Origin of the sequence: Agromyces sp. NPDC058110 (genome assembly GCF_042884735.1) — a bacterium.
Taxonomy (GTDB): domain Bacteria; phylum Actinomycetota; class Actinomycetes; order Actinomycetales; family Microbacteriaceae; genus Agromyces.
Genome location: NZ_JBHVTI010000003.1, coordinates 142,186 through 167,455, shown reverse-complemented (window position 1 = coordinate 167,455; position 25,270 = coordinate 142,186). Strand labels below are relative to the sequence as shown.

Below are 25,270 nucleotides of genomic sequence, written 5' to 3'. Positions count from 1 at the left end.
CATGTCCACCATCACCACCGACACCTCCGCGCACAGCGGATCGGATGCCTCGGGCGCCGCGCCCCGGCATCCGGAGCAGTCCGGTCCGGGCCGCCGCGGGGGCGGCACGTTCACGCCGCGCCGTCTCGCGGCCGCCGTCCCGGGCGCATTGCGCAAGCTCGACCCGCGGCTCATGTGGCACAACCCGGTCATGTTCATCGTCGAGATCGGCGCCGTGCTCACCACGGCGCTCGCGATCGCCGAGCCGTTCCTCGGCGGCGCGGGCGAGTCGGGCGGCACGGCCGTGCCGGCGACCTTTACGTGGGCGATCGCCGTCTGGCTGTGGCTCACCGTGATCTTCGCGAACCTCGCGGAGTCGGTCGCCGAGGGCCGCGGCAAAGCCCAGGCCGAATCGCTGCGGGCCACCCGTTCGTCGACGGTCGCGCACGTCGTGACCGGCTACGACGAGGTGGCGGATGCCGCGGCCGAGCGCACCCCGACCCGCGACGTCTCCTCGGGCGACCTGCGCATCGGCGACCTCGTGGTCGTCGTCGCGGGCGAGATCATCCCGGGAGACGGCGACATCGTGCACGGCATCGCCTCGGTCGACGAGTCGGCCATGACGGGCGAGTCCGCCCCGGTGGTGCGCGAGTCGGGCGGCGACCGCTCGGCCGTCACGGGCGGCACGCGCGTGCTCAGCGACCGCATCGTCGTTCGCATCACGTCGAAGCCGGGCGAGACGTTCGTCGACCGCATGATCGCGCTCGTGGAGGGCGCGGCGCGCCAGAAGACGCCCAACGAGATCGCCCTGAACATCCTGCTCGCGAGCCTGTCGATCGTGTTCGTGGTCGTGGCGCTCACGATCAACCCGATCGCCTCGTACGCGGCCGCGCCCGCCTCGGTGCCGGTGCTCGTCGCCCTGCTCGTGTGCCTCATCCCGACGACGATCGGCGCCCTGCTCTCGGCCATCGGCATCGCCGGCATGGACCGCCTGGTGCAGCGCAACGTGCTCGCCATGTCGGGCCGCGCGGTCGAGGCCGCCGGCGACGTCACGACGCTCCTGCTCGACAAGACCGGCACCATCACGTACGGCAACCGCCGCGCGACCGACTTCGTGTCGCTCGACGGCGTCGGCGAGGCCGAACTGGGCACGGCAGCCGCCCTCGGCTCGCTCGCCGACCCGACCCCCGAGGGCGCGTCGATCGTCGACCTCGCGGTCGCGCGCGGCCTGTCGGTCTCCCCGGTCGCCGACGCCGTGGTCGTGCCGTTCGCGGCGCAGACCCGCATGTCGGGGCTCGACCTGCCCGACGGGTCGGTCCTGCGCAAGGGCGCGGCCTCGGCGGTCGTCGCGTGGGTGGAGGCATCCACCCCGATCCCCGAGCGCCAGCACGCCGAGCTCGACCGCAAGGTCGACGCCATCGCGCAGGGCGGCGGCACGCCGCTCGTGGTCGCACGGCGTTCGGCCGACGGCGCGGCATCCGTGCTCGGCGTCGTGCACCTGAAGGACGTCGTGAAGGAGGGCCTCGTCGAGCGCTTCGCCGAGCTGCGCGCGATGGGCATCCGCACGGTCATGATCACGGGCGACAACCCGCTCACGGCCGCGGCGATCGCGAAGGAGGCCGGGGTCGACGACTACCTCGCCGAGGCGACGCCCGAGCAGAAGCTCGCGCTGATCCGCCGCGAGCAGGAGGGCGGCAACCTCGTCGCCATGACCGGCGACGGCACGAACGACGCCCCCGCGCTCGCGCAGGCCGACGTCGGCGTCGCGATGAACACGGGCACGTCGGCGGCGAAGGAGGCCGGCAACATGGTCGACCTCGACTCCGACCCGACGAAGCTCATCGACATCGTGCGCATCGGCAAGCAGCTGCTCATCACGCGCGGCGCGCTGACGACGTTCTCGATCGCGAACGACATCGCGAAGTACTTCGCGATCATCCCGGCGATGTTCGCGGGCGTGTTCCCCGGGCTCGCGGTGCTGAACGTCATGCAGCTGCACTCGCCCTCGTCGGCGGTGCTCTCGGCGATCATCTTCAACGCGATCATCATCGTCGTGCTGATCCCGCTGGCGCTGCGCGGTGTCAAGTACCGCCCGCTCGGCGCATCGCAGATCCTCAACCGCAACCTGCTCGTCTACGGGCTCGGCGGCATCGTCGCCCCGTTCATCGGCATCTGGCTCATCGACCTCGTCGTGCGCCTCATCCCCGGCTTCTGAGCCGTCCTAGGAGAGAATCACCATGTCCACCACACGCAACACCGCCCGCACCCACTGGGTCGCGGTCCGGGCGATGCTCGTCTTCACGGTCGTGCTCGGCGTCGGATACACGCTCGCCGTCACCGCAATCGGCCAGCTCGCCCTGCCGGCCCAGGCGAACGGCTCGGTCATCCGCGACGACTCGGGCGAGGCCGTCGGCTCATCGCTCATCGGGCAGTCGTTCACGGATGCCGAGGGCGCGCCGCTGCCCGAATGGTTCCAGTCCCGGCCGAGCGCCGCGGGCGACGGCTACGACGGCGGCGCGTCGAGTGGTTCGAACTACGGGCCCGAGAACGCCGACCTCATCGCGGCGATCACCGACCGCAAGGCGCAGATCGCCGAGTCCGACGGCGTCGACGAGTCGGAGATCCCGGCCGACGCGGTCACCGCGTCGAGCTCGGGCCTCGACCCGCACATCAGCCCCGAGTACGCGATGCAGCAGGTCGCCAGGGTCGCCGCCGCCCGCAACCTGCCGGAGGCCGAGGTGCGCTCGCTCGTCGAGGCGCACACGCAGGCCCGTGACCTCGGCTACCTGGGCGACCCGATCGTGAACGTGCTCGAGCTCAACCTGGCGCTCGAGCGCCTCTGACCTGATCGGGGCGGCGGCCCGTGCCCACCCACCGGGCGACCGCCGCCGACCCGATCGGAACCGGGCCGCCCGGATGCCCCATGCATCCGGGCGGCTCCTCCCGTGTCGACGGGAGCGTGATGGGAGACTGACGACATGAAACGCGGACGACTGCGGGTGCTGCTCGGCGCCGCACCCGGCGTCGGCAAGACGTACACGATGCTCGAGGAGGGCCGCCGGCTCGCGGCCGACGGGCGCGACGTCGTGCTCGCCCTCGTCGAGACGCACGGCCGTGCCGCGACCGCGGCCATGGTCGACGGCCTCGAGCTCGTGCCCCGCGCCGCGAGCACGCACCGGGGGCTCGCCCTCGACGAGATGGACCTCGACGCGGTCATCGAGCGGGCGCCGGAGGTCGCGCTCGTCGACGAGCTCGCGCACACGAACGCGCCGGGTTCGCGGCATCCGAAGCGATGGCAGGACGTCGAGGAGCTGCTCTCGCACGGCATCGACGTCATCTCGACGGTGAACGCCCAGCACATCGAGTCGCTCGCCGACGTCGTGCAGCGCATCACGGGCGTGCCGCAGCGCGAGACGATCCCCGACTCGGTACTGCGCGCGGCGGACCAGATCGAGGTCGTCGACCTCGCCCCTCAGGCGCTCCGCGACCGGCTTGCGAGCGGGTTCGTGTACCCCGCCGAGCGCATCGACGCCGCGTTGTCGAACTACTTCCGCCTCGGAAACCTCACCGCGCTCCGCGAGCTGGCGCTGCTCTGGCTCGCCGACGAGGTCGACCAGGCGCTCAAGGCGTACCGGGCCGAGCACGGCATCGAGCGCACGTGGGAGGCGCGCGAGCGCGTGGTCGTGGCGCTGACCGGCGGGCCGGAGGGCGAGACGCTGCTCCGCCGCGGCGCACGCATCGCCGCGAGGTCGTCGGGCGGCGAGCTCATCGCCGTGCACGTGACGAACCCCGACGGCATGCGGCCGCGGCATCCGGGCACCCTCGACGCCCAGCGCACGCTCGCCGAGCAGTTGGGCGGCACCTTCCACCAGGTCGTCGGCGAAGACGTGCCCCGCGCGCTCGTCGACTTCGCGAAGGCCTCGGATGCCACGCAGCTCGTGATCGGCGTCAGCCGCCGCTCGAGGCTGACCGCGGCGCTCACCGGGCCCGGCATCGGCGCGACCGTCATCCGCGAATCCGGCGACATCGACGTGCACATCGTGACGCACGCATCGGCCGGATCCCGCTTCTCGCTGCCGAACGTGCGCGGATCGCTCGGACGCCGTCGGCTCATCGCGGGCGCCGCGATCGCACTCGTCGCAGGCCCGCTGCTCAGCTGGCTGCTCGTGTCGTTCCACACCGAGTCCTCGATCACGAGCGACGTGCTGGCGTACCAGCTGCTCGTCATCGTCGTCGCGCTCGTGGGCGGCATCTGGCCGGCGCTGTTCGCCGCCGTGCTCTCGGGCCTGACGCTCAACTACCTGTTCGTCGCCCCGGTGCACACGCTCACGATCGCCGACCCGCGGCAGTTCCTCGCGCTCGTGTTCTACGTCGCGAACGCGGTGCTCGTGAGCTACGTCGTCGACCAGGCCGCCAAGCGCACGCGCGAGGCGCGCCGAGCGGCCGCCGAGTCGCAGCTGCTCGCGGGCATGGCGGGCAGTGTGCTGCGCGGCGAGGACGCCCTGCAGGCCATGGTCACCCGCACGCGGGAGGCGTTCGGCCTCACCGGCGTGCGCCTCGTCGTCGACGGCACGTCGCGCGTCGCCGACGGCGAACCGGCGCGCGACGACCGGGTCACGAACATCCCGCTCTCGGGCGGCGCCGTGCTCGAACTGCACGGCGGCGATCTCGAGGCGTCGGAGCGTCGACTGCTGCGGGTGGTCGCGACCCAGATCGAGCAGGCGCTCGAGCACGGCGCGCTCGCCCGTGCCGCGTCGACGGCCGACGTGCTGGCCGAGACCGACCGCGTGCGCTCGGCGCTGCTCGCGGCCGTCGGGCACGACCTGCGGAGGCCGCTCACCTCGGCGTCGGCCGCCGTGAGCGCGCTGCGCACGCCCGACCTGCCGCTCGAGGCCGCCGAGCGCGCCGAGCTGCTCGACACCGCGGCCGAGAGCCTCGACTCGCTGGCGGCGCTCGTCACCGACCTGCTCGACGTCAGCCGCGTGCAGGCCGGCGCCCTCGGGGTCTCGCTCGCGCCGACGCACCTCGCCGACGTCGTGTTCGCCGCGCTCGACGAGCTCGGCCTCGGCCCGGCCGACGTCGAGCTCGACCTCACCGACGACACGCTGCCGGTGCAGGCCGACGCCGTGCTGCTGCAGCGCGTGGTCGTGAACCTGCTCGCGAACGCCGTGCGGCACAGCCCGTCGGGCGAGCGCGTGCGGGTCGCGTCGAGCTCGTTCCGCGGGGGCTCCGAGCTGCGCGTCGTCGACCGCGGCCCCGGAGTCCCGGTCGAGCGCCGCGACGAGATCTTCTCGCCCTTCCAGCGACTGGGCGACACCGACAACGACACCGGACTCGGCCTCGGGCTCGCGCTCTCGAAGGGCTTCGCCGAGGGCATGCGCGGCCGCCTCGAGGTCGAGGACACCCCGGGCGGCGGCCTGACCATGGTCGTGACGCTGCCCGTCGCCGACGCGGCGACGCCGCCGGACACCGCCGCCGACGCGGCATCCGCCCCGGCCACGGCCGACGCCGACCCCGACGCCACGAATGAGACCCCGTGAAGATCCTCCTCGCCGACGACGACGACCAGCTGCAACGCGCCCTGCGCATCACGCTCGCCGCCCGCGGGTACGAGATCGTCGCCGCCCACGACGGCGCCGAGGCCATCGACCTCGCCGCGAACGCGCACCCCGACCTGATCCTGCTCGACCTCGGCATGCCCCGCGTCGAGGGGCTCGACGTCATCCGCGCCGTGCGCGCCTGGTCGAAGGTGCCGATCCTCGTGCTGTCGGGCCGCACCGACTCCGCCGAGAAGGTCGAGGCGCTCGACGCGGGCGCCGACGACTACGTCACGAAGCCCTTCGCGATGGACGAGCTCCTCGCGCGCATCCGCGCCCGCGCCCGCACCGTCTCCGGCGAGACGACGGATGCCGCGGCGGTCCGCATCGGCGACCTCACCGTCGACCTCGCGGCGAAGACGATCCGCGACGACGCCGACCCCGCGGCATCCGTTCGCCTGACGCCGACGGAGTGGCGCCTGCTCGAGCTGTTCCTCAAGAACCCGGGCAAGCTGCTCACCCGGCAGATGCTGCTCGGCGAGGTGTGGGGGCCGTACCACGCGAACGACGCCGGCTACCTGCGGCTGTACGTGGCGCAGCTGCGTCGCAAGCTCGAGCCCGTGCCGTCGGAGCCGCGCCATTTCCTGAACGAGCCGGGCATGGGCTACCGCTTCGAGCCCTGAGCGGGCGGCACGTCGAGCGCGGCGAGGCGTGCGAACCAGGTCGCGGCCGTCGCCCCGTCGAAGGGCGGTTCGTGCCGCAGCACCGCGGCGAGCACGGCGTCGGCGTCGGCTCGCACGCGCTCGACGAGCTCGGCGGGGTACCCGAACCGCACGGAGTGCTCGGCGAACTCGTCTTCGTCGTCGATGAAGGCCGCGGCGCCCTCGCGCTCCACCACGTCGAGGTCGAGGTCGACGTACGAGACCGTCGCGCCCATCGCATCAGTGCGCCACTCGGGCTGTGTGGCGAGGTCGACGTAGGTGCCGAGCCCGCGGGGGTGACGCGTATGGAACACGGCGACCCATCCCTTCTCCGGGAAGAGCGAGATCGACGGCCAGCTCGAGTCGAAGGCGTTGCCGGGCCGGGCGAACGAGGTTCCCGGCGGAAACCCGACCCAGTCGCCGTGCTCGTCGGCGCCGAGCCAGAGTCCGTCGAACTCCCAGTGCGGGCGGCCGCCCCATTTCTTCGCCCGCACGCGCACGGGCGTCCCGGGAAGTGGCGAGCGGAGTGACGGCCGGGCGGGCCGGCTGCCGCTGGGAGGCTCGATGGTCGTCACGTCGTCACCGTACGCTCGCCGGGCCTCAGCGCGCGAGCGTCGCCGTCAGCCGCGCGAGTTCGGCGAGGCGCTCCTCGCGCGAGCGCGGCACCCCGGGCACGCCCGGGCGCTGCTGGTCAGGCCGCGGCCCGTCGAGCGGCCGGTAGTCGACGCCCTGCTCGTCGAGCCAGGCGAGGTACCCGGGAACCCGCGCCGCGAACCCGTCGGGGTCGAGCGGTCCGCCGTTCCAGGCGACCTCGGCGAACGCGCCGAGGCGCGGGAACACCGCGTAGTCGAGGCGTGCCTGCGTGTCGAGGTGCTCGGTCCAGACGTTGGCCTGCACGCCGACGACGCGCTCCGCGAACCACTCCGGTGCCGACGCCGGCACCGGGTCGAACGTCGCGACGTCGTCGAGCGAGAGCACAGTGCCGACCGGGATCGGCTCGTCGGCGGAATCCGACTGCCGATAGTCGAAGTAGGTCCAGAGGTCGGGGCACAGCACGACGTCGTGGCCGAGGCGGGCGCCGAGCTCGGCACCCACCGGCCCGCGCCACGACGCGACGACGGCGTCGGCGGGCAGCGACGGCACAGCCGGTGCGCCGGACGGGGCGCCGTCCGAACCTGCCGCGTCCGCGGCATCCGCTCCCTCGAGCATCTCGTCCCAGCCGATGACCCGACGCCCGCGCTCGGCGAGATGCCCCGCGATCCGCCCGAGGAACCAGGCCTGCAGCTCCTCCGCGGAGGCGAGCCCTCGCTCGGCCATGAGCTCCTGCGTGCGCGGGTCGTCGCGCCACCGGCGCTTCTGCGCCTCGTCGCCGCCGAAGCCCACGACGTCGGAGTCGAACACGTCGCACAGCTCGTCGAAGACGGTGCACACGAAGTCGATCGTCGGCTCCTCGACGTTCAGCACCTCGTCGCTGATGCCGAAGCGCGTCCACGGCTCGGCGACGCGCGCCCGCACGGCGTCGGCCCCGCCGACCCCGAACTCCGGGTAGGCCGCGAGGATCGACTGCGCGTGACCCGGCACGTCGATCTCGGGGACGATGCGGATGCCGCGGGCGGCCGCGTACGCGACGAGCTCGCGCAGCTCGGCCTGCGAGTACGACCCCTCGTGCGGCACGCCGTCGAGCGTCGAGGCCGGCCCGTGGCCGAGCTGCGACGCGGAGCGCCGGCCCCCGACCTCGGTGAGGAGCGGATACGCCCGCACCTCGAAGCGCCAGCCCTGGTCGTCGGTGAGGTGCAGTTGCAGCACGTTGAGCCCGTGGGCGGCGAGCAGGTCGACGAAGCGCCGCAGCTCGGCGATCGGCCGGAACCGGCGCGCGACGTCGAGCATGACACCGCGCCACGCGAACCGCGGCTGGCCGGCGAGGTCGAGCGGTGCGAGCGGCACAGACACGGGCTCAGGCACGGACGCGGCCCCGCTCACGCTCCGGCCGCCAGCTCGCGGGCGCGCGCGAGCGCGGCATCCGTCGCCTCGGTGAAGAGCGCCTCGAGCCCGGCACCCTCGAGCACGGCGACGGCGCGCTCGGTGGTGCCCTTCGGGCTCGTGACGCGGCGACGCAACTCGGCCGGGTCGGCGTCGGAGGCGGCGAGCAGCTCGCTCGCCCCGCGGAACGTGCCCTGCACCATGAGCGAGGCCTGCTCGGGCGTGAAGCCCTTGGCGACCGCCGCCGCGGAGAGTTGCTCGATGAGGTAGAAGACGTATGCGGGCCCGGAGCCCGAGATCGTCGAGAGCGCATCGATCTGCTCCTCTGGCACGACGATCACGTCGCCGACGGTCTCGAACATCGTCACGGCGAGCGCGAGGTCGGCCTCGGAGGAGCGGGTGCCCGCCGAGACGCCCGTGACCGCCCGGCCGACGACAGCGGGCGTGTTCGGCATCGAACGGACCACGGCGACCGACTCGGGCAGCAGCGACTCGAACGTCGCCACCGTCACGCCCGCGGCGACCGAGACCACCACGGCGTCGGGCTCGAGCGCGTCGCCGATCTCGCGCAGCAGGTCTGGCACCATCGCTGGCTTCACGGCGACGACCACGATCTTCGCGCCGGCGACGGCCGTGCGGTTGGCCGCGGCATCCGTCTCGGTCGCGAAGGAGGTCACTCCGTCGAGCTCGGCCAGCGCCGCCGCGTTCGCCGCCGATCGGTTCGTCGCGCGGATGCCCCCGGCGACCTCGATGCCCGGCTGGAGCAGCCCGGTCAGGATCGCGCGGGCCATGGAACCCGCCCCCAGGAAGGCGATGGTCGGGAGGGTCACGGGCTCGTCTGCGGCGCTCATCCGACCATCCTAGGATTGGCGCATGAGCGCATCAGGCGGCAGCAAGGCGATCGTCGCGGCATTCCTCGCGAACCTCGGCATCGCCATCACCAAGTTCATCGCATGGGCCTTCTCGGGCTCGGCCTCGATGCTCGCCGAGGGCATCCACTCGGTCGCCGACTCGGGCAACCAGCTGCTGCTCATGCTGGGCGGGCGCAAGGCCAAGAAGGCGGCCGACAAGGAGCACCCCTTCGGCTTCGGCCGCGAGCGCTACGTCTACGCCTTCGTCGTCTCGATCATCCTCTTCTCGGTCGGCGGCGTGTTCTCGATCTACGAGGGCGTCGAGAAGCTCACGCACCCCCACGAGCTCACGAACGCGTGGCTGCCGCTGCTCGTGCTGGCCATCGCCATCGTGCTCGAGTCGTTCTCACTGCGCACCGCCGTGAAGGAGTCGAACCCGCTGCGCGGCAAGCAGAGCTGGGTGCAGTTCGTGCGGCGCGCCAAGGCGCCCGAGCTGCCCGTCGTGCTGCTCGAAGACGTCGCGGCCCTGCTCGGCCTCGTGTTCGCGCTGTTCGGCGTCGGCCTCACGGTCATCACCGGCAATCCGGTCTTCGACGCCATCGGCACGCTCATGATCGGCACGCTGCTCGTGCTCGTCGCGATCATCCTCGGCATCGAGACGAAGTCGCTGCTGGTCGGCGAGGGCGCGGGCGACGACGACGTCGCGAAGATCGAGCAGGCCATCACGGCCGGCCCCGAGATCGAGCGCATCATCCACATGAAGACCCTCTACCTCGGCCCCGACGAGCTGCTCGTCGCCGCCAAGCTGGGCTTCGCGGCCGACCAGCCGCTGCTCGAGGTCGCGGCGGCGACGAACGTCGTCGAGCAGCGCATCCGCGCGGCCGTGCCCGCGGCGCGGGTCATCTACATCGAGCCCGACGTCTACGTCGACCCCAACCTCGTCGCACCGCCCACCGACGCGATCGTCATCAAGGGCCTCGAATGACGGATGCCACGGCGCCCGCCCGTCGCACCGCACTCGTGCTCCGCCACGACTCCTCGATCGGCCTCGGCAACCTCGGCCCCACGCTCGAGGCGCACGGCTACGACGTGTCGACGGTCGACGCCCCCGTGACGGACGTCGCCGCGCTCGACCCGCTCGCGGCCGACCTCGTCGTCGTGCTGGGCGGCGAGGAGGGCGCATACGAGACCGACCGCTACCCGTACCTCGCCGACGAGCTCGGACTGCTGCGGGCCCGCATCGCCGCCGAGGCGCCCGTGTTCGGGGTGTGCCTCGGCGCCCAGCTGCTCGCGTCGGCGCTCGGCGCCCGCGTGTACCGCGGCGAGCGCAAGGAGGTGGGCTGGCTCGAGGTCTCCCCGACCGAGGCCGGCGTCGACTCGCCCGTGCGGCACTTCGCCGGGGTTCCGACCGTGCAGTGGCACGGCGACACGTTCGACCTGCCCGAGGGCGTCGAGCGGCTCGCGGGCTCGCCCCAGTACGAGAACCAGGCCTACCGCCGCGGCGACTGGCTGCTCGCCGTGCAGTTCCACCCCGAGGTCACGACCGAGATCCACGAGGACTGGCTGGCCGCCTGGGGCGACGAGCTGCCCGGATACGGCCTCTCGAGCGAGCGCCTGCGCGCCGAACGCGAGTCGTTCGGCGCCCCGGCCGAGGCCGCCTCGGCCGCGCTCCTCGGCGAGTACCTCGACGGGCTCGAGGCCCGCGTGGCCGACGCCGCCTGACGTCCGTCTACTCGAGCGGCGCGCCGGCAGGCGGGCGGTGCTCCGTGCCGCCGAAGAAGTCGAGCAGCTGCGACGCCGCGGCGTCCGCCTCGACGCCCGCGTACACCTCGACGCGGTGGTTGAGGCGCCGGTCGCGCAACACGTCGTAGAGCGATCCGGCGGCGCCCGCCTTGTCGTCCCAGGCGCCGAAGACGACGACGGGCACGCGCGCGGCGAGGATCGCACCGGCGCACATGACGCACGGCTCGAGCGTGACGACGAGCGTGCAGCCCTCGAGCCGCCATTCCCCGTGCACCGCGGCGGCGTCGCGCAGGGCGAGCACCTCGGCGTGCGCAGTCGGGTCTCCCGTGAGCTCGCGCTCGTTGTGCCTCGCCGAGATGACCCGTCCGGCGGCGTCGACCACGATGGCGCCGACGGGCACGTCGCCCGATTCGGGCGCGAACGCCGCCTCGGCGAGCGCGGCCCGCATCCACTCGCGGTGCATCGGCTGCTCCATCGTCACCTCGCGGCTCCACGTCTCGTCGGTTGCCCGCCCGCATCCGTCTCGATCGGGCGACCCGTGCTTGGCCGGGGCGGACCCCCGCCGAATAGAATCGAGCCTATGCGAGTCCACGTTGCAGACCACCCGCTCATCACGCACAAGCTGACGGTGCTCCGCGACGTGAACACGCCGTCGCCGGTGTTCCGCGCGCTCGTCTCGGAGCTCATGACGCTCCTCGCCTACGAGGGCACCCGCGGGGTGCGCGTCGAACCGGTCGAGATCCAGACGCCGGTGTCGCCGACGACGGGCGTGCGCATCGCCGAGCCGCGGCCGCTCATCGTGCCGATCCTGCGCGCCGGCCTCGGCATGCTCGAGGGCATGACGACGCTCGTGCCGACCGCCGAGGTCGGGTTCCTCGGCATGGCCCGCAACGAGGAGACGCTCGAGCCCACGACCTACGCCGAGCGCCTGCCCGACGACCTCTCGGGCCGCCAGTGCTTCGTGCTCGACCCGATGCTCGCGACGGGCGGTTCGCTCGCGGCCGCCATCGAGTTCCTGCTGAAGCGCGGGGCGACGGATGTCACGGCGATCTGCATCCTCGCGGCGCCCGAGGGCCTGGCGTTCATCGAGCAGGAGCTCGAGGGCCACGACGTGACCATCGTGCTCGGCGCCCTCGACGAGCGGCTCAATGAGCACGGCTACATCGTGCCCGGCCTCGGCGACGCGGGCGACCGTCTCTACGGCACGGTCTGACCCGCCCGCTCGTCGACCCGCCGCACGGGTCGACGAGCGAAGCGCTATGCTGCGCGACCTCCGAGCGAAGTTCCGAAGGATCTTCGGCCAGAATGGCCCATGCTCAGATTCCGTCGCAGATCATTTTTTTCGACGACCGGTTTTCGCAGGTTCTTCCTGAGTTCGAAGCGGCTCGGCTGATCCTGCCGGATGCCGCGGCGCGTCCTGCACCGTCTGCGCCGTCACGATGCGTCATGCGACCGTCACGGATTGACACATCCGGAGACGTCGGATTGACTATCGCTCATGACTGACACCGCACGCACCCTGACCGCCCCCGAGGCTCTCAGGACGACCGGCATGATGATGTCGGTGCGCGCGTCCATGTGTTGTCGAATGTGCCGCTGACCGCGACCTGACCGCCGAGTCCGCAGAGCCGATCACATCCTCGATCGGCCGCGACTCCTCGAACCCCGTTCACCCGGGTTCGCACTCCGGCCCTCCGGCCATCGCTCCACCCCGTCGACCGGGGTGTTCGCTGCACCTTCTTCGCGCAAGGAATCCATCATGTCTCTCGCTCTCGCTCCCGTTCGCACCGCTCCCGCCGCCCTCCGCACCGAGGCCCCCCGCATCAGCGGCTCGGCCATCCGCAGCGCGGCCCCGCTCCAGGCGGCCGCCCAGTCGGCAGCCCCCGCCGCCCCGCTCGCCGACCGGGCGCCGCGCGTCCGCGCCGTGCCCGAAGGCACCGAGGCCCGCGGCTTCGTGCTCTACGTCGGAATCGACGAGTCGAAGGCCGACGCCGACGGCACCACGCTGCACCGCATCGTCGAGGCGCTCCGTGCGCTGACCGGCGAGATCGCCCCCTCCGCCGAGACCTACGCGGCCGTCGCCCTCGCCCCGGCCGGCGCCGGCGGACGCGACGTCGACGTGGTGCGCCTCGCCCTCCAAGACCCGGCCGCGCTCGCGAAGCAGCGTGACGCCGGCGAGACCCGCGCCGACGCCGACCGCCACCCCAACGGCGTCATCATCGACATCTCGCGCAAGCGCGTGCTCCTCGACGGCGAGCCCGCCGGGCTCACCTACAAGGAGTTCGAGCTGCTGCAGTTCCTCGTGCTCCGCGAGGGTCGCACCATCGACCGGCACGAGCTCATCGACAACCTCTGGGCCGGCGAGGAGGAGGTGCCGAGCGAGCGCACCATCGACGTGCACGTGCGCCGACTGCGCTCCAAGCTCGCGCACTACCAGGACATCGTGCGCACCGTGCGCGGCGTCGGCTACCGGTTCGACCGTCACGCCGACGTGTCGATCCGTCAGGCCTCGACGCCGTCGCCCGACCTGTACTGAGCGATCCCGCGGCTGCGGTCCGTCACCACGGGCGTCGCGCGCGGTAGCCGCTGTACACGACCCCGTTCGCGAACCGCCGTTCATCGATGAGTTCGAAGTCGAGTCGGATGCCGGGCGGCAGTGCCGGAATCCCCCCGCCGACCACGACCGGGGAGACGTACTGGCGGTACTCGTCGACGAGACCGGCGCGCAGGGCGTGCGCCGCGAGCGTCGGGCCTCCGATCGAGACATCCGTCGGCGACGCGACGACGAGCTCGCGAACCGCCTCGGCATCGAACGACCGCACGAGACGGGTCCTCGCCGTGCGCACGCGCTCGAGCGTCGAGGAGGTGACGACCTTGTCGGTCTCGCGCCAGATCTCCGCGTACTCGCGGATCACCTCCGGCGCACCGTCGACCGGCATGTCCTCCCAGGCGGCGAGCACCTCGTACATCCGTCGGCCGAGGAGCATCGTGCCGACCTGTCGTTCCTGCGCGTTGACGGCCGCGTGCACCTGCTCGCTCGGCATCGCCCAGTCGAAGCCGCCCTCGGCATCGGCCACGTATCCATCGAGCGACGTGATCGCGGTGTAGACGAGCCTGCCCATGTGAACCCCCTCCGAAGGCCGATCCTCGCCCCATCCAGCGGCGGCGGCAACCCGCAGGACCGGCATCGGAGGCGCCGATCGGGGTCTCTCGGGAGGGTCAGGGAAACCTCGCCAGAAAATCACAGATTGATAACTAGCGCCCGTTACCTATCCGTTATATATTCGGTTGTGCACCGACTGTTTGCTGTGGCGGTCGGTGTGGAATGTGATTGCAGGACACTCTTGGTGCAAGGGTGAGGGTCGGACGTCAGCCTCTACGTCCGGCCCTCATCCATTTCCGGCCGACCCAATTCAGGCACGAGTTTGCCTATTGTGGATGCAGAGTCTCCGAATCCCCGGCACACCCGCTCGCACCGTCGCGGCGCGTGGATCGCTCGGAACTCCACCAGAACACCGAGCCGAAGGAGTCGCGTGACCGATCGAGCGATCGCCGTCGCGGCGTGGGAGTCGCTCTTCCGCGCACAGGTCACCGTCATGCGCGCGCTGGCCGACACGTTCCCGAGCGAGCTCATCTCGCTCAACGAGTACGACGTGCTCTTCAACATCTCGCGGTCGCCCGGCCGGCGCCTGCGTCTGAAGGACCTGAATCGATCGGTGCTCATCAGCCAGCCGAGCGTGAGCCGGATGCTCGATCGCCTCGCGGCCCGCGGGCTCGTCACCAAGACGCCCGATCCCGACGACGGTCGTGGCACCATCGTCGCGATGACCGACGAGGGCTTCCGGCTCTATCGCGGAGTCGCCCTGCAGCACGTCGTCGCGATCGAACGCAACGTGGGCGCCGAACTCGACGACGGTGAACTCGTCGAGCTCGCCGACCTCTGCCGACGCATGCGCCTCGCCATCGCCGACCCGCTCGTCGGCGAACCCGCCGACGCCGCGAACTGAACCGGGCCCGCATCCGCACATGACAGTGGGGCGGGAACCCTACCTCCCGCCCCACTGCGGCCTCTCTGGAGGCCTCCCCCTGCCGAGCGACCCGAACTGAGCTCGGCGAGGCATTCCAGAGGGAACGGGTCATGTCCTGTGATCCCCGACCCGCTCAAGCGGACCGGTCGGTTCGGGCCGACTCTGGTCTGCTGGAATGGTATCCCCGTCGCCTCGCGCGCACAGTGCCCCGTAAGAGGGTCAACCCCCTCGACCGGGGTCAGGGCCGGTCGACGGATGCCTCGTACCCGGGGTGCAGGCGCACGTACTCGGCGATGAACGGGCAGCGCGGCACGATCCGCAGCCCCCGTGCGACCGTGTCGTCGAGCGCGAACTTCGCCAGGCGGCTCCCGATGCCCCGGCCTCCGAACGCCGGGTCCACGACCGTGTGCGTGAACGTGACGGCCGTCGGGGACTCCACGTACACCGCGATGCCCGCCTGCACCCCGTCGACGGTGATCACGTACCGGCGGGCGGCGTCCTGCCGCTCGATCTCGATGAGCTCATCGCGGGTCTCGGCTTCGGTCAACTCGGGATCCTCCTCGCATTGCGCCTGTGTTCCAGTTCGGTGCCGTCCGGCGGCCGTTCCTCCGCCAGTATCGCCGGAAGCTCCACGCGCAGCACCTTCGCCCCGCGGGCGACCCGATGCTGCGCGGCGTGCAGGGCGGCGAGCGTCGCGTCTGCGGCATCCGTCGCCTTCGCCTTGATGGCGCCGGGCTCGCGCGACATGACGGTGAGGGCGATGAGCCAGATGAAGATGAGCGAGAACGCGACGATCTCGAAGACCGTGAGGCTGAAGACGTGCAGACCGTCGTAGAGCACCATCGCGACGACCTCGACGGCCACGAAGACGATCGAGAGCACGATGAGCTGCCGCGGCGCCCCGCGCACGAGCAGCCGGAGGCAGATCGCGGGCACCGCGAAGCACACGGCGGCGCCGAGCGCGAAGGCGTTGTGCACGTCGGTCGCGGTGTCGATGGGCACGAGCCCCACGCCCGCGAGGCAGAGCCCGAGCAGCACGATGCAGATCCGCAGCATGCGGATGCCGGCCTGGGAGGCCCCGAAGCGCGGCGCGGCGAGCCCGTTGGTGAGCGTTCGGGCCAGCAGCACCATCGCGAGGCCCGAGAGCACCGCCCCGGCGTTGAACGAGAAGGCCGCCGCGTCGTCGGTGGTGCCGAGCGTGCTGAAGTTCAGCGCCCACCACGGCCCCGTGCCCGTGAGGCTCATGCTCGCGATCGCCCCGGCCGCGAGCGTCATCGCCGCGAGGTTGAACGTGCGGTACGCGTGATCGTGCACGGCCACCCGGTGCAGGCAGAAGACGGCGAGCGCGAGCCCGCCGCCGAGCACCACCGCCACCACCCACTGCCCGCCCGGCACCGGCGAGAACGCCGCGGCCGAGAAGTGCACGCCGAGGGCGGCCGCCCCGAACCACGACCCGGCGGCCAGCACCGCCCGGTTCTCGGGCGTCGAGCGCACGCCGAGCCGATGCAGCAGCTCGATGCCCGCCGCCGAGGCCGAGGCGATCGTCAATGCCACGAACACCGCGAGCGCCGCGCAGGCGCCGACGAGGATCGCGCCGGCGTGACGGTCGTGCCAGGCTGCGTCGATGTGCTGGTCGAACTTCGGTGCGACCAGCTGGAACACGGCGACGCCGAGGAACAGCGACACCAGCGTCGTGAGCACGCGGCGCATGACGGCCGCCGTGGCGTGGTCGCGGAGCTCCGCGAGACGGCGTCGGGCCTCACGGCGGCGGGCCGCAGCCGCCCGGTGCGCCTCGCGGCCCTGCGAGTCGACCGGCTGCGGCTCGGCGGGCAGCACGAAGTCGGTGGTCGTCGCGCCTGACGCCACCCGATCGTCCCCCTGGAGGCGTGTGGTCATGATCGAGCCTTCGCGGTCGGCGTCCATCACAATGTGCCCCTGAGCGTAACCGGGCAAACCGGCACAACCAATACCGATCAGGCGCGATCGGGGCGACGCACAGTCGATCCACAGCATGCGGAGACTCCCCTCCGGCTGTCCTCCCGCTCACCCCCGTTGGCCCGGGCGCACCGGAACTCCCGGCCGGCCGGGGCCCAGGCGATCATGACGCCGTATTGCGCTCGATGCCGGGCCTCGTGCCGGAACGCCCGGATTCCGGGCCCGAAACCGGCCTGCAGAGGGGCGTGCGACGTCGCATGACGTCGTGCGGCGTCACGCGACGACTTGCTGCGACATCACGGTTGTCGGCCCGAGCCGACCCTCATAGATTCCCGGGTGATCCAGTCCAGACTCTCGGAAAGCAGGCGTGATGCAGACACTCGTACTCCTGGCGCTCGTCGGGTTCGCCGCCCAGCTCGTCGACGGCGCCCTCGGCATGGCGTACGGCGTCACGTCGACCACGCTGCTGCTCGCGATCGGCGCGAACCCGGCAGCGGCCAGCGCATCGGTGCACCTCGCCGAGATCGGCACGACGCTCGCCTCCGGCGCCTCGCACTGGCGCTTCGGCAACGTCGACTGGAAGGTCGTGCTCCGCATCGGCATCCCGGGTGCGATCGGGGCCTTCCTCGGCGCGACCGTGCTCTCGTCGCTGTCGACCGACGCCGCGAAGCCCGTCATGGCCGGCATCCTGCTCGCGCTCGGCACCTACCTCCTGATCCGCTTCACGTTCCGCGCGCTGCCGAAGGTGAACTCCGCGAAGCCGCTGCGGCTCCGGTTCCTCGCGCCGGTCGGCCTCATCGGCGGCTTCCTCGACGCCACCGGCGGCGGCGGATGGGGCCCGGTCGGCACGCCCGCGCTGCTCGCCTCGGGTCGCATCGAGCCCCGCAAGGTGATCGGCTCGATCGACACCAGCGAGTTCCTCGTCTCGGTCGCCGCGAGCATCGGCTTCTTCATCGGCCTCGGCGCCGAGGGCTTCGACCTCGGCTGGGTGCTCGCGCTGCTCGCGGGCGGCGTGCTCGCGGCCCCGCTCGCCGCGTGGCTCGTGCGCAAGCTGCCGCCGCGCCTGCTCGGGTCGCTCGTCGGCGGGCTCATCGTGTTCACGAACGCCCGCACGATCCTCATCACGGCCGAGGCATCGCCGCTCGTGACCAACTCCGTGCTCATCGCGATCGCCGTGATCTGGGCTGCGGCCGTGGCCTTCGCGGTTCGCACGCTGCGTGCCGACCGCCGGCTCGAGGCCGAGCTCGCCGCGGCGAGCGCCGACGCCATCGACGACGACGCGGACACCTCGGTGACGTCGTCGGCCTCGGCTGCACCGGCAGCGTCGGGCGGTCCTGCCGCCGGGCGCTGATCGCTCCGCCTCCGGACTCCCGACGAACGAAGCGCCTCCGACCGACCGGTCGGAGGCGCTTCGCCGTGCGGGTGCTGGTGCGGGTGCTGGTGCGGGTGCGGGTGCGGAACGGTGCGGGCCGCGGGGCGCGTCAGTGCACCCCGAGGAACTCCTCCAGCGTCGCCGGGTTCGCCGTCACGAGCGGTTCGAGCACGGGCTGCCCCGGGAACTCGCTCGCTTCGAAGAACCAGCGGCGCGACGCCGGCATGCCCCAGAGTTGCGCACGCTTCGGATTCGACGTGTCCCACCGGATCGGCTCCGCCTCGAGGTCGATGAACTGGTAGTGCGTCGTGAACAGCTCGATGCGGTGCTGGTCGGGGTCGCGCAGGTAGAGGAAGAGCGCGTTGCTGATGCCATGGCGGCCGGGCCCGCGGTCGATCTCCTGTCCGAATCCGGTCGCGCCCGCGACATCCGCCGCATGGATGAGGGATGCCGCGTCAGGCACCGTGAAGGCGAAGTGGTGCAGCCTGGGGCCGCGGCCGTTCGTGAAGACGAGGTCGTGCGTGTTGCCCTTGACCTCCATCCAGGTGCCCCAGAGCTCGTCGGTGCCGTCGGTCGCGGTGTACTCGCTCATGCGCATGCCGAGGCCCGTCCAGAACTCGGTGGCGCGCTGCACGTCGTAGGTGACGACCTGGTAGTGGTCGAGGCGCTGCGGCGCACCCGCGACGAACTCGTCGAACTGCTGCATCTTCCGGTCGACGACGTCCATCGACGAGGTGAGCTCCATGTGCGTGCCGACCGGATCGCGGAAGCGGATCGTCGGGCCCTGGTGGTCGACCTCGACGCGCTCGTAGTCGATGCCTGCCCCCTCGAAGTGCCGTTCGGCCGCCACGATGTCGTCGTCGGTGCGCACGCGCAGGCCGACCGCGAGCGCTTTCGGCTCGGCGGCGAGCTCGAGCCGCAGACTGTGGTGCGAGGCCTCCTCGAGCCCGCGAAGGTAGACCACGTCGTCGGTCTCCTCGGTGACCACGAGTCCGATGGTGTCGCGGTAGAAGTCGCGACTCGCGGCGAGGTCGGTCACGGCGAGCGCGACGTGGCTCGCACGGGTGATCGCGAACGGCGGGGTCTGGTTCCAGGTGGGCAGCATCTTCGGGTCCTTCCGGGTGTCGAACCCTTCAAGGCTCGCAACGCACGGCCGTTCGCGGAACTACCGATGCGCTCTGCCAGTCATAGTCCAGGACTATCGAATGGATGCTGCGATAGGCTCAGCACATGGAGCTTCGCCACCTGCGGTACTTCCACGCCGTCGTCGAGGCGGGCTCGCTCACGGCCGCCGCGAAGGCCCTGCACATGTCGCAGCCGCCGCTCAGCGTGGCCATCGCCCAGCTCGAGACCGAGCTCGGCACGCCGCTCCTGGTGCGCACGTCGCGAGGCGTCGAGCCAACGAGCGCAGGGCGGACGCTGCTCGAGTCGTCGGGCCGCGTGCTCGGCGAGGTCGACGAGATCGTCGCGACCGTGCGCCGGTCCGCCGGGCGCGGCAGCGGCGTGCTCACGGTCGCGGCCGTGCCCGCGCTCATCTGGCACCGCATCCCTCGACTGCTCAGGGAGGTCGCCGCAGCCGCCCCCGACGTCGAGATCCGGCTCGTCGACCCGCCGCCCTGGACCGCGCTCGACCTCGTCGTGAACGCGCGAGCGGATGTCGCGGCGATCCTCGTGGCCGACCCCAAGCGGTTCATCGCACGCCACGGCGACGCGTTCGAGATCCGCGACTGGGGTGCCGTGCAGCTCGTGGCGGCGCTGCCGCCCGGCACGGAGGCACCCGACCCGCTGCCGCTGCACTGGTTCGACGACCGCATCGTGCTGCTCCCCCAGCGCACGGCCGCGGTGCCGAGCCTGCCCGAACTCGTCGAGGCGGAGTTCCTGCGGCTCGGGGTGGTGCCGCGCGAGGTGCGCACGGTCGCGACCATCCAGAACATGGTGCCGCTCGTGGAGGCGGGGCTCGGCGTCGCGCTGCTGCCCGACGCCGACGGGGCGAGCCTCGGTCGGTTCGACGTCGTCGCGCGGACGACGCATCCCTCCCCTGCGCCCCTGCGCGCGCTCGTGCTGGCACGCCGGGGCGCCGCCGCCGACCCGGTCGTGGGCCGGCTGCTCGAACTCGTCGACGCGGCATCCGAGCATTCCGAGCCTGTCGACACAGATCGTGTGCGATTTCCCATACAATCGCAGGACGCGCGAGAGGACCGATGATGGCAGCGAGCAAGGCAGAGCAGGCGTACGCCGTCCTGAAGGCGCGCATCACCGATGGTGCGTACGGGCCCGGGTACCGGCTCGTCATCGACCAGCTCGCGCGCGAGCACGGCATCAGCTCGGTGCCGTGGCGCGAGTCGCTGCGCCGCCTCGAGGCCGAGGGCTGGGTCGAGATCGTGCCCAACGTCGGGGCGCTCGTGCGCACGTTCGATGCGCAGGCGTTCGAACGCACCATCCGTCTGCTCGCACGCCTCGAAGGACTCGCGACCGCAGTGTCGGCGCCGCACCTCACCGCAGCCGACCTCGCCGAGGCCCGCGCGTTCAACGCCCAGATGGCCGAGGCGCTCGCGAACTTCGACACGAACCTGTTCGGTCGGCTCAACCGGCGCTTCCACGAGGTGCTCTGCTCGAAGAGCGACGACCAGCGCCTCAACGACCTGCTGGCCAACGAATGGGCGCGGCTGGACTTCATCCGCCGCTCGGCCTACTGGCACGCTCCCGGGCGGGCGCAGGCCTCCGTCGCCGAGCACGAGGCCCTCGTCGCCCTCATCGAGAGCGGCGCCGACCCCGACGAGATCGAGGCGGCCGCCCGCCAGCACGAGGTCAACACCCTCGTCGCCGTCACGACCTACGACGCCGCCGAGGCGGGGCACACGCCCAGCGAGTCGCTGCTGGCGTAAGGCGCCGAACACCGGCCCGCACGCACGACGGACGCCCTCCCGCTCAATGCAGGAGGGTGTTCGGCCGTGAAGGTCAGGCGCCGCCGCCCTCGCGCCACTGCGCGATCCAGGCGCGCCCGTAGTCGTTGCCGTTCGGCAGGCGCAGCGTGGTGTGCACGTGGAAGCGCGCCGGCAGGCGGTTCGCCAGCCAGACGCCCGCGTGGTTGTCGAGCTCGGCGATCAGCACCGGGCTCTGGATGCGGAAGTACACGGGCTCGCTGCCGTCGGTCGCGCCGTACCAGGAGAACCACGTCTCGTCGAGGTGGTCGTCGTAGCGGGCGAGCATCGCCTCGCGCTGGGGGTCGCGCAGCAGCACGTGGAAGTCCGCGACGATGCAGCGCACGAGCGCCTGCTGCGCGGCATCCAATCGCGACACCGGGATGCCCTCGGAGGGCACCACGCGGTTGTCGCGGAAGGCGCCCGCGACGTGGCGCTCATCGGCGGGGTGCAGGCGCCCTTCGGGCATCGCCGGGTCGAGCACCGACGCGAACACCACGGCCTCGGCGCGCTGCTCGGGCGTGAGAGAGCCGGCCAGCTCGAGTGCGAGGCGCTCGCGATCGTCGAACAGGGGCGGGCGGGCGCCGTCCGAGAGCGCGGGCTCGGCGCCGATGAAGACCGGCGCGATGACGTCGCGTCCGCCGACGGTCACGAAGTTCAGCGCGACGTGGTGGCCGAAGAGCTGCCAGCCCCACGGCTCGTCGACCGAGGGCGTGCCGAAGAGCGAGAACCAGTAGCTGCGCTCGTTCATGATCGTCGGCAGTTCGGTGAGCTCGCCGAGGTAGCCGTTGAGCGCCATCGCCTCGCGCACCTGCGCGAACCCATCAGGGCTGAGGGATGCCTCGACCAGGCCCAGGATCGCCGCGACCTGCCGGTCGTCGAGGTCTTCGAGCCGCAGCCCGTTGCGGTGGAACACGAACTCGGGGTTGCTCCAGCCGCGCCAGTCAGGGGCGTCGATGTCGTACTGCACACACTCGCGCAGGTCGTCGGGCAGCGTCGCGAGGAGGTGCTCGGCGGCGGCCACGAGGGCGGGGTCGCCGGGCGCGGCCGGCCCGGATGCGGCATCCGCCCACACCTCACTCCGCACGACGCCGTCGGCAGTGATACCGACGAACGGCTCGTCGTAGAGCGCGTCCCAGTCGCGCAGCAGGGCCTGGAGGAACTCGTTGCCCTGCCGGGCCGCCGTGAACTCCTCGTACGACATGCCCCGCCAGGGGGCGAGCTCGTCGCCGTCGAGCGGGTACAGGTGCTCGCGGAAGCTGCGGTCGTCGAGCTCCACAGCCTCGTCGCGTGCGCTCACGCGCGCCTCGGAGAAGAACCCGTCGAGGTCCCGGTCGTCGTCAGTCATCGGCTGAGCCCTCCGCCGGCGAGGCGGACTCCGCAGGCGCAACAGCCCGCTCGGCGGAGCCGCCGGCATCCGCCCCTCCGCGCTGCCTCAGCCGTGCACGCGCGCCGTTCGTGTAGATCGCAGCGACGATGTCGTCTGGCGTCATGGGCGAGGTGAGTTCGCGCTGGATCTCGCCGTCGGCGAAGACGAGCACGCGGTCGCACACGAGGGCGAGTTCGTTCTCGTCGGAGCCCGCGACGACGACGTAGGTGCCGGTCTCGGCGGCATCCCGCACGGCGGCGCCGATGATGTGTCGCGCGCCGATGTCGACCGCCTGCGTGGGCTCGTGCAGGAGCAACAGTTTCGGGTCGGTGGCGAGCCACTTCGCGACGAACACCTTCTGCTGGTTTCCGCCGCTCAGCGTGCCGACCATGGCGTCGGGGCGGGGCGGGCGCACGTCGAGGCGCTCGATCCACTCGTCGGCGAGCGAGCGTTCGCCGCGCGACGAGAAGGGCAGCAGGCCGCGCTTGGCACGCGAGGTCTGCGGGAACGCGATGTTCTCGGCGACCGACATGCCCGCGGCGATGCCGCTGTGCTCCCGCCCCTCGGGCACGAGCGAGATGCCGCCGCCGATCGCGGCGCTCGGGGTGAGCCCCTTCAGCGGGAGGGTCGTGCCCGCGAGCGCCACTTCGCCCGAGGACGCCTTCGAGACGCCCGCGAGCAGGTACGGCACATCGTCGTAGCCCGAACCGGCGAGCCCCGTCAGGCCGAGCACCTCGCCGGGGCGCACCTCGAACGCGATGTCGCGCACGCCGAGCCCCGTGACACCCGAGACGGCGACCGGGTCGCCGGTGAGCCCCGGGAGCGGTGCGCGGTCGCCGAGGTCGATGAGGTCGCGTCCGAGGATGAGACCCGTCAGGGTCGCCTCGGTCATGCCCGCGACCTCGCGGCCCGACTCGACCACGGCGCCGTCGCGCAGCACGGTCACGCGGTCGGCCGCATCGACGACCTCCTCGAGGCGGTGGGTGATGAGCAGCACCGCGGTGCCGGTCGCGACGATCTCGTCGAGGAGCGTGAAGAAGCCCTCGAGTGCGCGGCGGCCGAGGGCGCGCGTCGACTCGTCGAAGATGATGAGACCCTTGCCGGGCGTGGCGTCCTGCAGCGCACGGGCGATCGCGACGATCGCGCGGTCCTCTTCGCTGAGTTCGCCGACGAGTGCGTCGAGCGGCACCGAGCGCTGGATGCGGTCGAAGACGGCCTGAGATGCCGCGCGCTCGCGCTTCCAGTCGATGCGGCGGAACGGGCCGGTGGGCGTCAGGCGGCCGACGCGCAGGTTCTCGAGCACCGTGAACGAGTCGACGAGGCCGAGGCTCTGGTGCACGATCGCCATGCCGCGTTCGCGGGCGTCGTGCGGGGTGACCGGCAGGTCGAACGGGTGGCCCTCGAACGACACGACGCCGCCCTCGTCGGGCGTGTATAGGCCCGAGAGGATCTTCGCGACGGTCGACTTGCCCGATCCGTTCTGCCCGACGAGCGCGTGCACCTCGCCGGGGCGCACGTCGAACGTGATGTCCTTCAGCACCCGCGTGCGGCCGAACGTCTTCGAGAGCGATTCGACCGTGAGGCGGGCGCCCCGGGGAGCGGGCGCTGCCGCCCGCTCCCCGATGGTGGTGCCGAGGGTCATGCAACACCCCACAGCGCTTCGAAGTCCTCGCGGAACGTGGTCGGGCCGAACCACTCGCCCGAGGCCTCGGCCTCTTCGGTGAGGGTCACGTCGCCGATGTTGTCGCGCGTGAAGAGGCGGACGGGGATGGTGTACTCCGGTACCGTCGACCCGGTCATGAGCCGCAGGGCGAGATCGGCCTCGACCCAGCCCTGGTAGGCGTTGGCCTGGCCCGTGGCTGCGTAGAGGTAGGTGTTCGACTCGAGGGCCTGGAGTGCGCCGATGCCGGCCGAGCCGGTGACGCCCTTGACGGACTCCATCATGCCCGCCGCCTGCACGCCGCCCTGGGTGGGCTGGAGGAACTGGGCGAAGTCGTTCACGACGTAGCCGATGGTCGGGTCGTTCAGCAGCGCGGCGCTCACCGACGGCGTGACCTGCGGGAAGTTCGACGACGACACGTCGTTGATCGTGTAGGTGCAGTCGGGGCAGATCGAGTCGAGCTCGTCGGTGCCGGCCTGCACGTACGCCTTCTGCGAGGGGCCATCGGCCGTGCGGTTGATGAGGATGTTCGCGGTGCCGCCCGAGTCCTTCGTGATCCACTGGGCGATCGCGATCTCCTGGTCGGAGCCGCCCGCGGGCACGTAGCCGAGCGTCTCGGAGGCCGGGTGGGTGTCGTCGGGGATCTGGTTCGAGATGACGACGGGGATGCCGGCCGCCTGGGCCGCGTCGAGCGCGTTGGCGGCGAGCCCGTAGGGCACCGCGTCGGTGACGATGGCGGCGGCACCTGCCTGCGTGCCCTGGCCGATGCACGAGCCGATGTCGCTCGGGTTGCCCTTGCCGTCGCACACCTGCACCGAGATGCCGACGGTCTCGAGGGCTTCGGTGAGCTGCGCGCTCACGATGCTGAACTGCGGCGACTGGAGCGTGACGGGCACGTAGTAGACGGTCTCGCCCTTGAAGGCGTCGATGCCGTCGACCGCGTCGGTCGGCACGGGGTAGGCGTCGAGCGGCGCCTCCACTGCTGCGAGGGCGGCGTCGAGGTCGGAGTCGCCGCTGCCGGCTGAGGTCGACGCGGAGGGCGAGGTGGCGGAGCCCGAGTCGGCGCAGCCGACGAGTGCGAGGGCGCTGACGGCGACCGCGCCTGCGGCCACGAGGCCCTTGATGCGGCGGGCGGATGATGCGTTCATGCGGTGTTCCTTACGTGACGACGTTGACAGTTCGGACATGGATTGC

Annotated in this window: 23 protein-coding genes; 12 read left to right on the top strand and 11 right to left on the bottom strand. The window is 71.9% G+C overall.

Annotated features, from left to right (window positions below; all coding sequences use genetic code 11):
* Position 1: 1 nt before the first annotated feature.
* The 4 genes from kdpB (at position 2) to ACFVS8_RS08365 (ending at position 6,199) form a co-directional block, all read left to right on the top strand.
* Entirely contained in the window at positions 2-2,194 is a 2,193-nt protein-coding gene (gene kdpB / locus ACFVS8_RS08380; RefSeq protein WP_387060193.1) for a potassium-transporting ATPase subunit KdpB, read from the top strand.
* 22 nt (positions 2,195-2,216) lie between these two features.
* On the top strand, positions 2,217-2,822 hold the full coding sequence (gene kdpC / locus ACFVS8_RS08375; protein ID WP_387060190.1) for a potassium-transporting ATPase subunit KdpC: 606 nt from the start codon (positions 2,217-2,219) through the stop codon (positions 2,820-2,822).
* 135 nt (positions 2,823-2,957) lie between these two features.
* Complete coding sequence (locus ACFVS8_RS08370; protein ID WP_387060187.1) at positions 2,958-5,519, top strand: DUF4118 domain-containing protein; 2,562 nt, start codon at positions 2,958-2,960, stop codon at positions 5,517-5,519.
* Positions 5,516-6,199 carry a response regulator gene (locus tag ACFVS8_RS08365; protein ID WP_387060184.1) on the top strand — a complete coding sequence of 228 codons (684 nt, stop codon included), beginning with the start codon at positions 5,516-5,518 and terminating at the stop codon, positions 6,197-6,199. Before ACFVS8_RS08370 ends, ACFVS8_RS08365 begins: the two co-directional genes overlap by 4 nt.
* Here the strand turns inward: ACFVS8_RS08365 and ACFVS8_RS08360 are convergent.
* Genes ACFVS8_RS08360 through proC form a run of 3 tightly spaced genes read right to left on the bottom strand, consistent with a single transcriptional unit; the run spans position 6,181 to position 9,048 of the window.
* Positions 6,181-6,792: a DUF402 domain-containing protein gene (locus tag ACFVS8_RS08360; protein ID WP_387060181.1), complete on the bottom strand. Its 612-nt coding sequence runs from the start codon at positions 6,790-6,792 to the stop codon at positions 6,181-6,183. The genes ACFVS8_RS08365 and ACFVS8_RS08360 overlap by 19 nt on opposite strands.
* 25 nt (positions 6,793-6,817) lie before the next feature.
* On the bottom strand, positions 6,818-8,167 hold the full coding sequence (locus tag ACFVS8_RS08355) for a beta-N-acetylhexosaminidase (protein WP_387060178.1): 1,350 nt from the start codon (positions 8,165-8,167) through the stop codon (positions 6,818-6,820).
* A gap of 26 nt (positions 8,168-8,193) precedes the next feature.
* Entirely contained in the window at positions 8,194-9,048 is an 855-nt protein-coding gene (proC, locus tag ACFVS8_RS08350; RefSeq protein WP_387060175.1) for a pyrroline-5-carboxylate reductase, read from the bottom strand.
* 22 nt (positions 9,049-9,070) lie between these two features.
* On the opposite strand from proC, the gene ACFVS8_RS08345 reads away from it, so the two are divergent.
* Both ACFVS8_RS08345 and ACFVS8_RS08340 read left to right on the top strand, forming a co-directional pair.
* Positions 9,071-10,033: a cation diffusion facilitator family transporter gene (locus ACFVS8_RS08345; RefSeq protein ID WP_387060173.1), complete on the top strand. Its 963-nt coding sequence runs from the start codon at positions 9,071-9,073 to the stop codon at positions 10,031-10,033.
* Positions 10,030-10,770 (top strand): gamma-glutamyl-gamma-aminobutyrate hydrolase family protein, encoded by a 741-nt coding sequence (locus ACFVS8_RS08340; RefSeq protein ID WP_387060170.1) that lies wholly within the window; start codon positions 10,030-10,032, stop codon positions 10,768-10,770. The genes ACFVS8_RS08345 and ACFVS8_RS08340 overlap by 4 nt, the downstream gene beginning before the upstream one ends.
* Before the next feature lie 7 nt (positions 10,771-10,777).
* Here the strand turns inward: ACFVS8_RS08340 and tadA are convergent, their stop codons facing one another.
* A complete protein-coding gene (tadA, locus tag ACFVS8_RS08335) occupies positions 10,778-11,266 on the bottom strand; it encodes a tRNA adenosine(34) deaminase TadA (RefSeq protein ID WP_387061186.1) in 489 nt (162 codons plus the stop codon).
* A 105-nt stretch (positions 11,267-11,371) separates the two neighbouring features.
* Here tadA and upp point away from each other — a divergent pair, with 105 nt between their 5' ends.
* Both upp and ACFVS8_RS08325 read left to right on the top strand, forming a co-directional pair.
* On the top strand, positions 11,372-12,004 hold the full coding sequence (gene upp, locus ACFVS8_RS08330; protein ID WP_387060168.1) for a uracil phosphoribosyltransferase: 633 nt from the start codon (positions 11,372-11,374) through the stop codon (positions 12,002-12,004).
* 546 nt (positions 12,005-12,550) lie between these two features.
* Positions 12,551-13,327 carry a winged helix-turn-helix domain-containing protein gene (locus ACFVS8_RS08325; RefSeq protein WP_387060165.1) on the top strand — a complete coding sequence of 259 codons (777 nt, stop codon included), beginning with the start codon at positions 12,551-12,553 and terminating at the stop codon, positions 13,325-13,327.
* Between the two features lie 22 nt (positions 13,328-13,349).
* On the opposite strand, the gene ACFVS8_RS08320 is transcribed toward ACFVS8_RS08325, so the two are convergent.
* A complete protein-coding gene (locus ACFVS8_RS08320; protein WP_387060162.1) occupies positions 13,350-13,913 on the bottom strand; it encodes a dihydrofolate reductase family protein in 564 nt (187 codons plus the stop codon).
* Positions 13,914-14,324: 411 nt separating this feature from the next.
* On the opposite strand from ACFVS8_RS08320, the gene ACFVS8_RS08315 reads away from it, so the two are divergent.
* Entirely contained in the window at positions 14,325-14,798 is a 474-nt protein-coding gene (locus tag ACFVS8_RS08315; protein ID WP_387060160.1) for a MarR family winged helix-turn-helix transcriptional regulator, read from the top strand.
* A gap of 259 nt (positions 14,799-15,057) precedes the next feature.
* On the opposite strand, the gene ACFVS8_RS08310 is transcribed toward ACFVS8_RS08315, so the two are convergent.
* Positions 15,058-15,366: a GNAT family N-acetyltransferase gene (locus ACFVS8_RS08310; protein WP_387060157.1), complete on the bottom strand. Its 309-nt coding sequence runs from the start codon at positions 15,364-15,366 to the stop codon at positions 15,058-15,060.
* A complete protein-coding gene (locus ACFVS8_RS08305) occupies positions 15,363-16,715 on the bottom strand; it encodes a hypothetical protein (RefSeq protein ID WP_387060154.1) in 1,353 nt (450 codons plus the stop codon). The genes ACFVS8_RS08310 and ACFVS8_RS08305 overlap by 4 nt, the downstream gene beginning before the upstream one ends.
* 409 nt (positions 16,716-17,124) lie before the next feature.
* On the opposite strand from ACFVS8_RS08305, the gene ACFVS8_RS08300 reads away from it, so the two are divergent.
* The gene (locus tag ACFVS8_RS08300; RefSeq protein ID WP_387060151.1) at positions 17,125-18,105 is read left to right on the top strand and encodes a sulfite exporter TauE/SafE family protein; all 981 of its coding nucleotides are present in this window, start codon (positions 17,125-17,127) and stop codon (positions 18,103-18,105) included.
* Positions 18,106-18,235: 130 nt separating this feature from the next.
* Here ACFVS8_RS08300 and hpaD read toward each other — a convergent pair whose 3' ends face one another.
* A complete protein-coding gene (gene hpaD, locus ACFVS8_RS08295) occupies positions 18,236-19,231 on the bottom strand; it encodes a 3,4-dihydroxyphenylacetate 2,3-dioxygenase (RefSeq protein ID WP_387060149.1) in 996 nt (331 codons plus the stop codon).
* 125 nt (positions 19,232-19,356) lie between these two features.
* On the opposite strand from hpaD, the gene ACFVS8_RS08290 reads away from it, so the two are divergent.
* Positions 19,357-20,331: a LysR family transcriptional regulator gene (locus tag ACFVS8_RS08290; protein ID WP_387060147.1), complete on the top strand. Its 975-nt coding sequence runs from the start codon at positions 19,357-19,359 to the stop codon at positions 20,329-20,331.
* The gene (locus ACFVS8_RS08285) at positions 20,331-21,011 is read left to right on the top strand and encodes a GntR family transcriptional regulator (protein ID WP_387060145.1); all 681 of its coding nucleotides are present in this window, start codon (positions 20,331-20,333) and stop codon (positions 21,009-21,011) included. The genes ACFVS8_RS08290 and ACFVS8_RS08285 overlap by 1 nt, the downstream gene beginning before the upstream one ends.
* Positions 21,012-21,084: 73 nt before the next feature.
* On the opposite strand, the gene ACFVS8_RS08280 is transcribed toward ACFVS8_RS08285, so the two are convergent.
* From ACFVS8_RS08280 to ACFVS8_RS08270, 3 genes are read right to left on the bottom strand one after another with little or no spacing between them, the layout of a single operon-like run.
* Positions 21,085-22,395 (bottom strand): DUF3500 domain-containing protein, encoded by a 1,311-nt coding sequence (locus tag ACFVS8_RS08280; RefSeq protein ID WP_387060142.1) that lies wholly within the window; start codon positions 22,393-22,395, stop codon positions 21,085-21,087.
* Complete coding sequence (locus tag ACFVS8_RS08275; protein ID WP_387060139.1) at positions 22,388-24,058, bottom strand: sugar ABC transporter ATP-binding protein; 1,671 nt, start codon at positions 24,056-24,058, stop codon at positions 22,388-22,390. The genes ACFVS8_RS08280 and ACFVS8_RS08275 overlap by 8 nt, the downstream gene beginning before the upstream one ends.
* Positions 24,055-25,224 carry a sugar ABC transporter substrate-binding protein gene (locus tag ACFVS8_RS08270; protein ID WP_387060136.1) on the bottom strand — a complete coding sequence of 390 codons (1,170 nt, stop codon included), beginning with the start codon at positions 25,222-25,224 and terminating at the stop codon, positions 24,055-24,057. Before ACFVS8_RS08270 ends, ACFVS8_RS08275 begins: the two co-directional genes overlap by 4 nt.
* Positions 25,225-25,270: the final 46 nt, after the last annotated feature.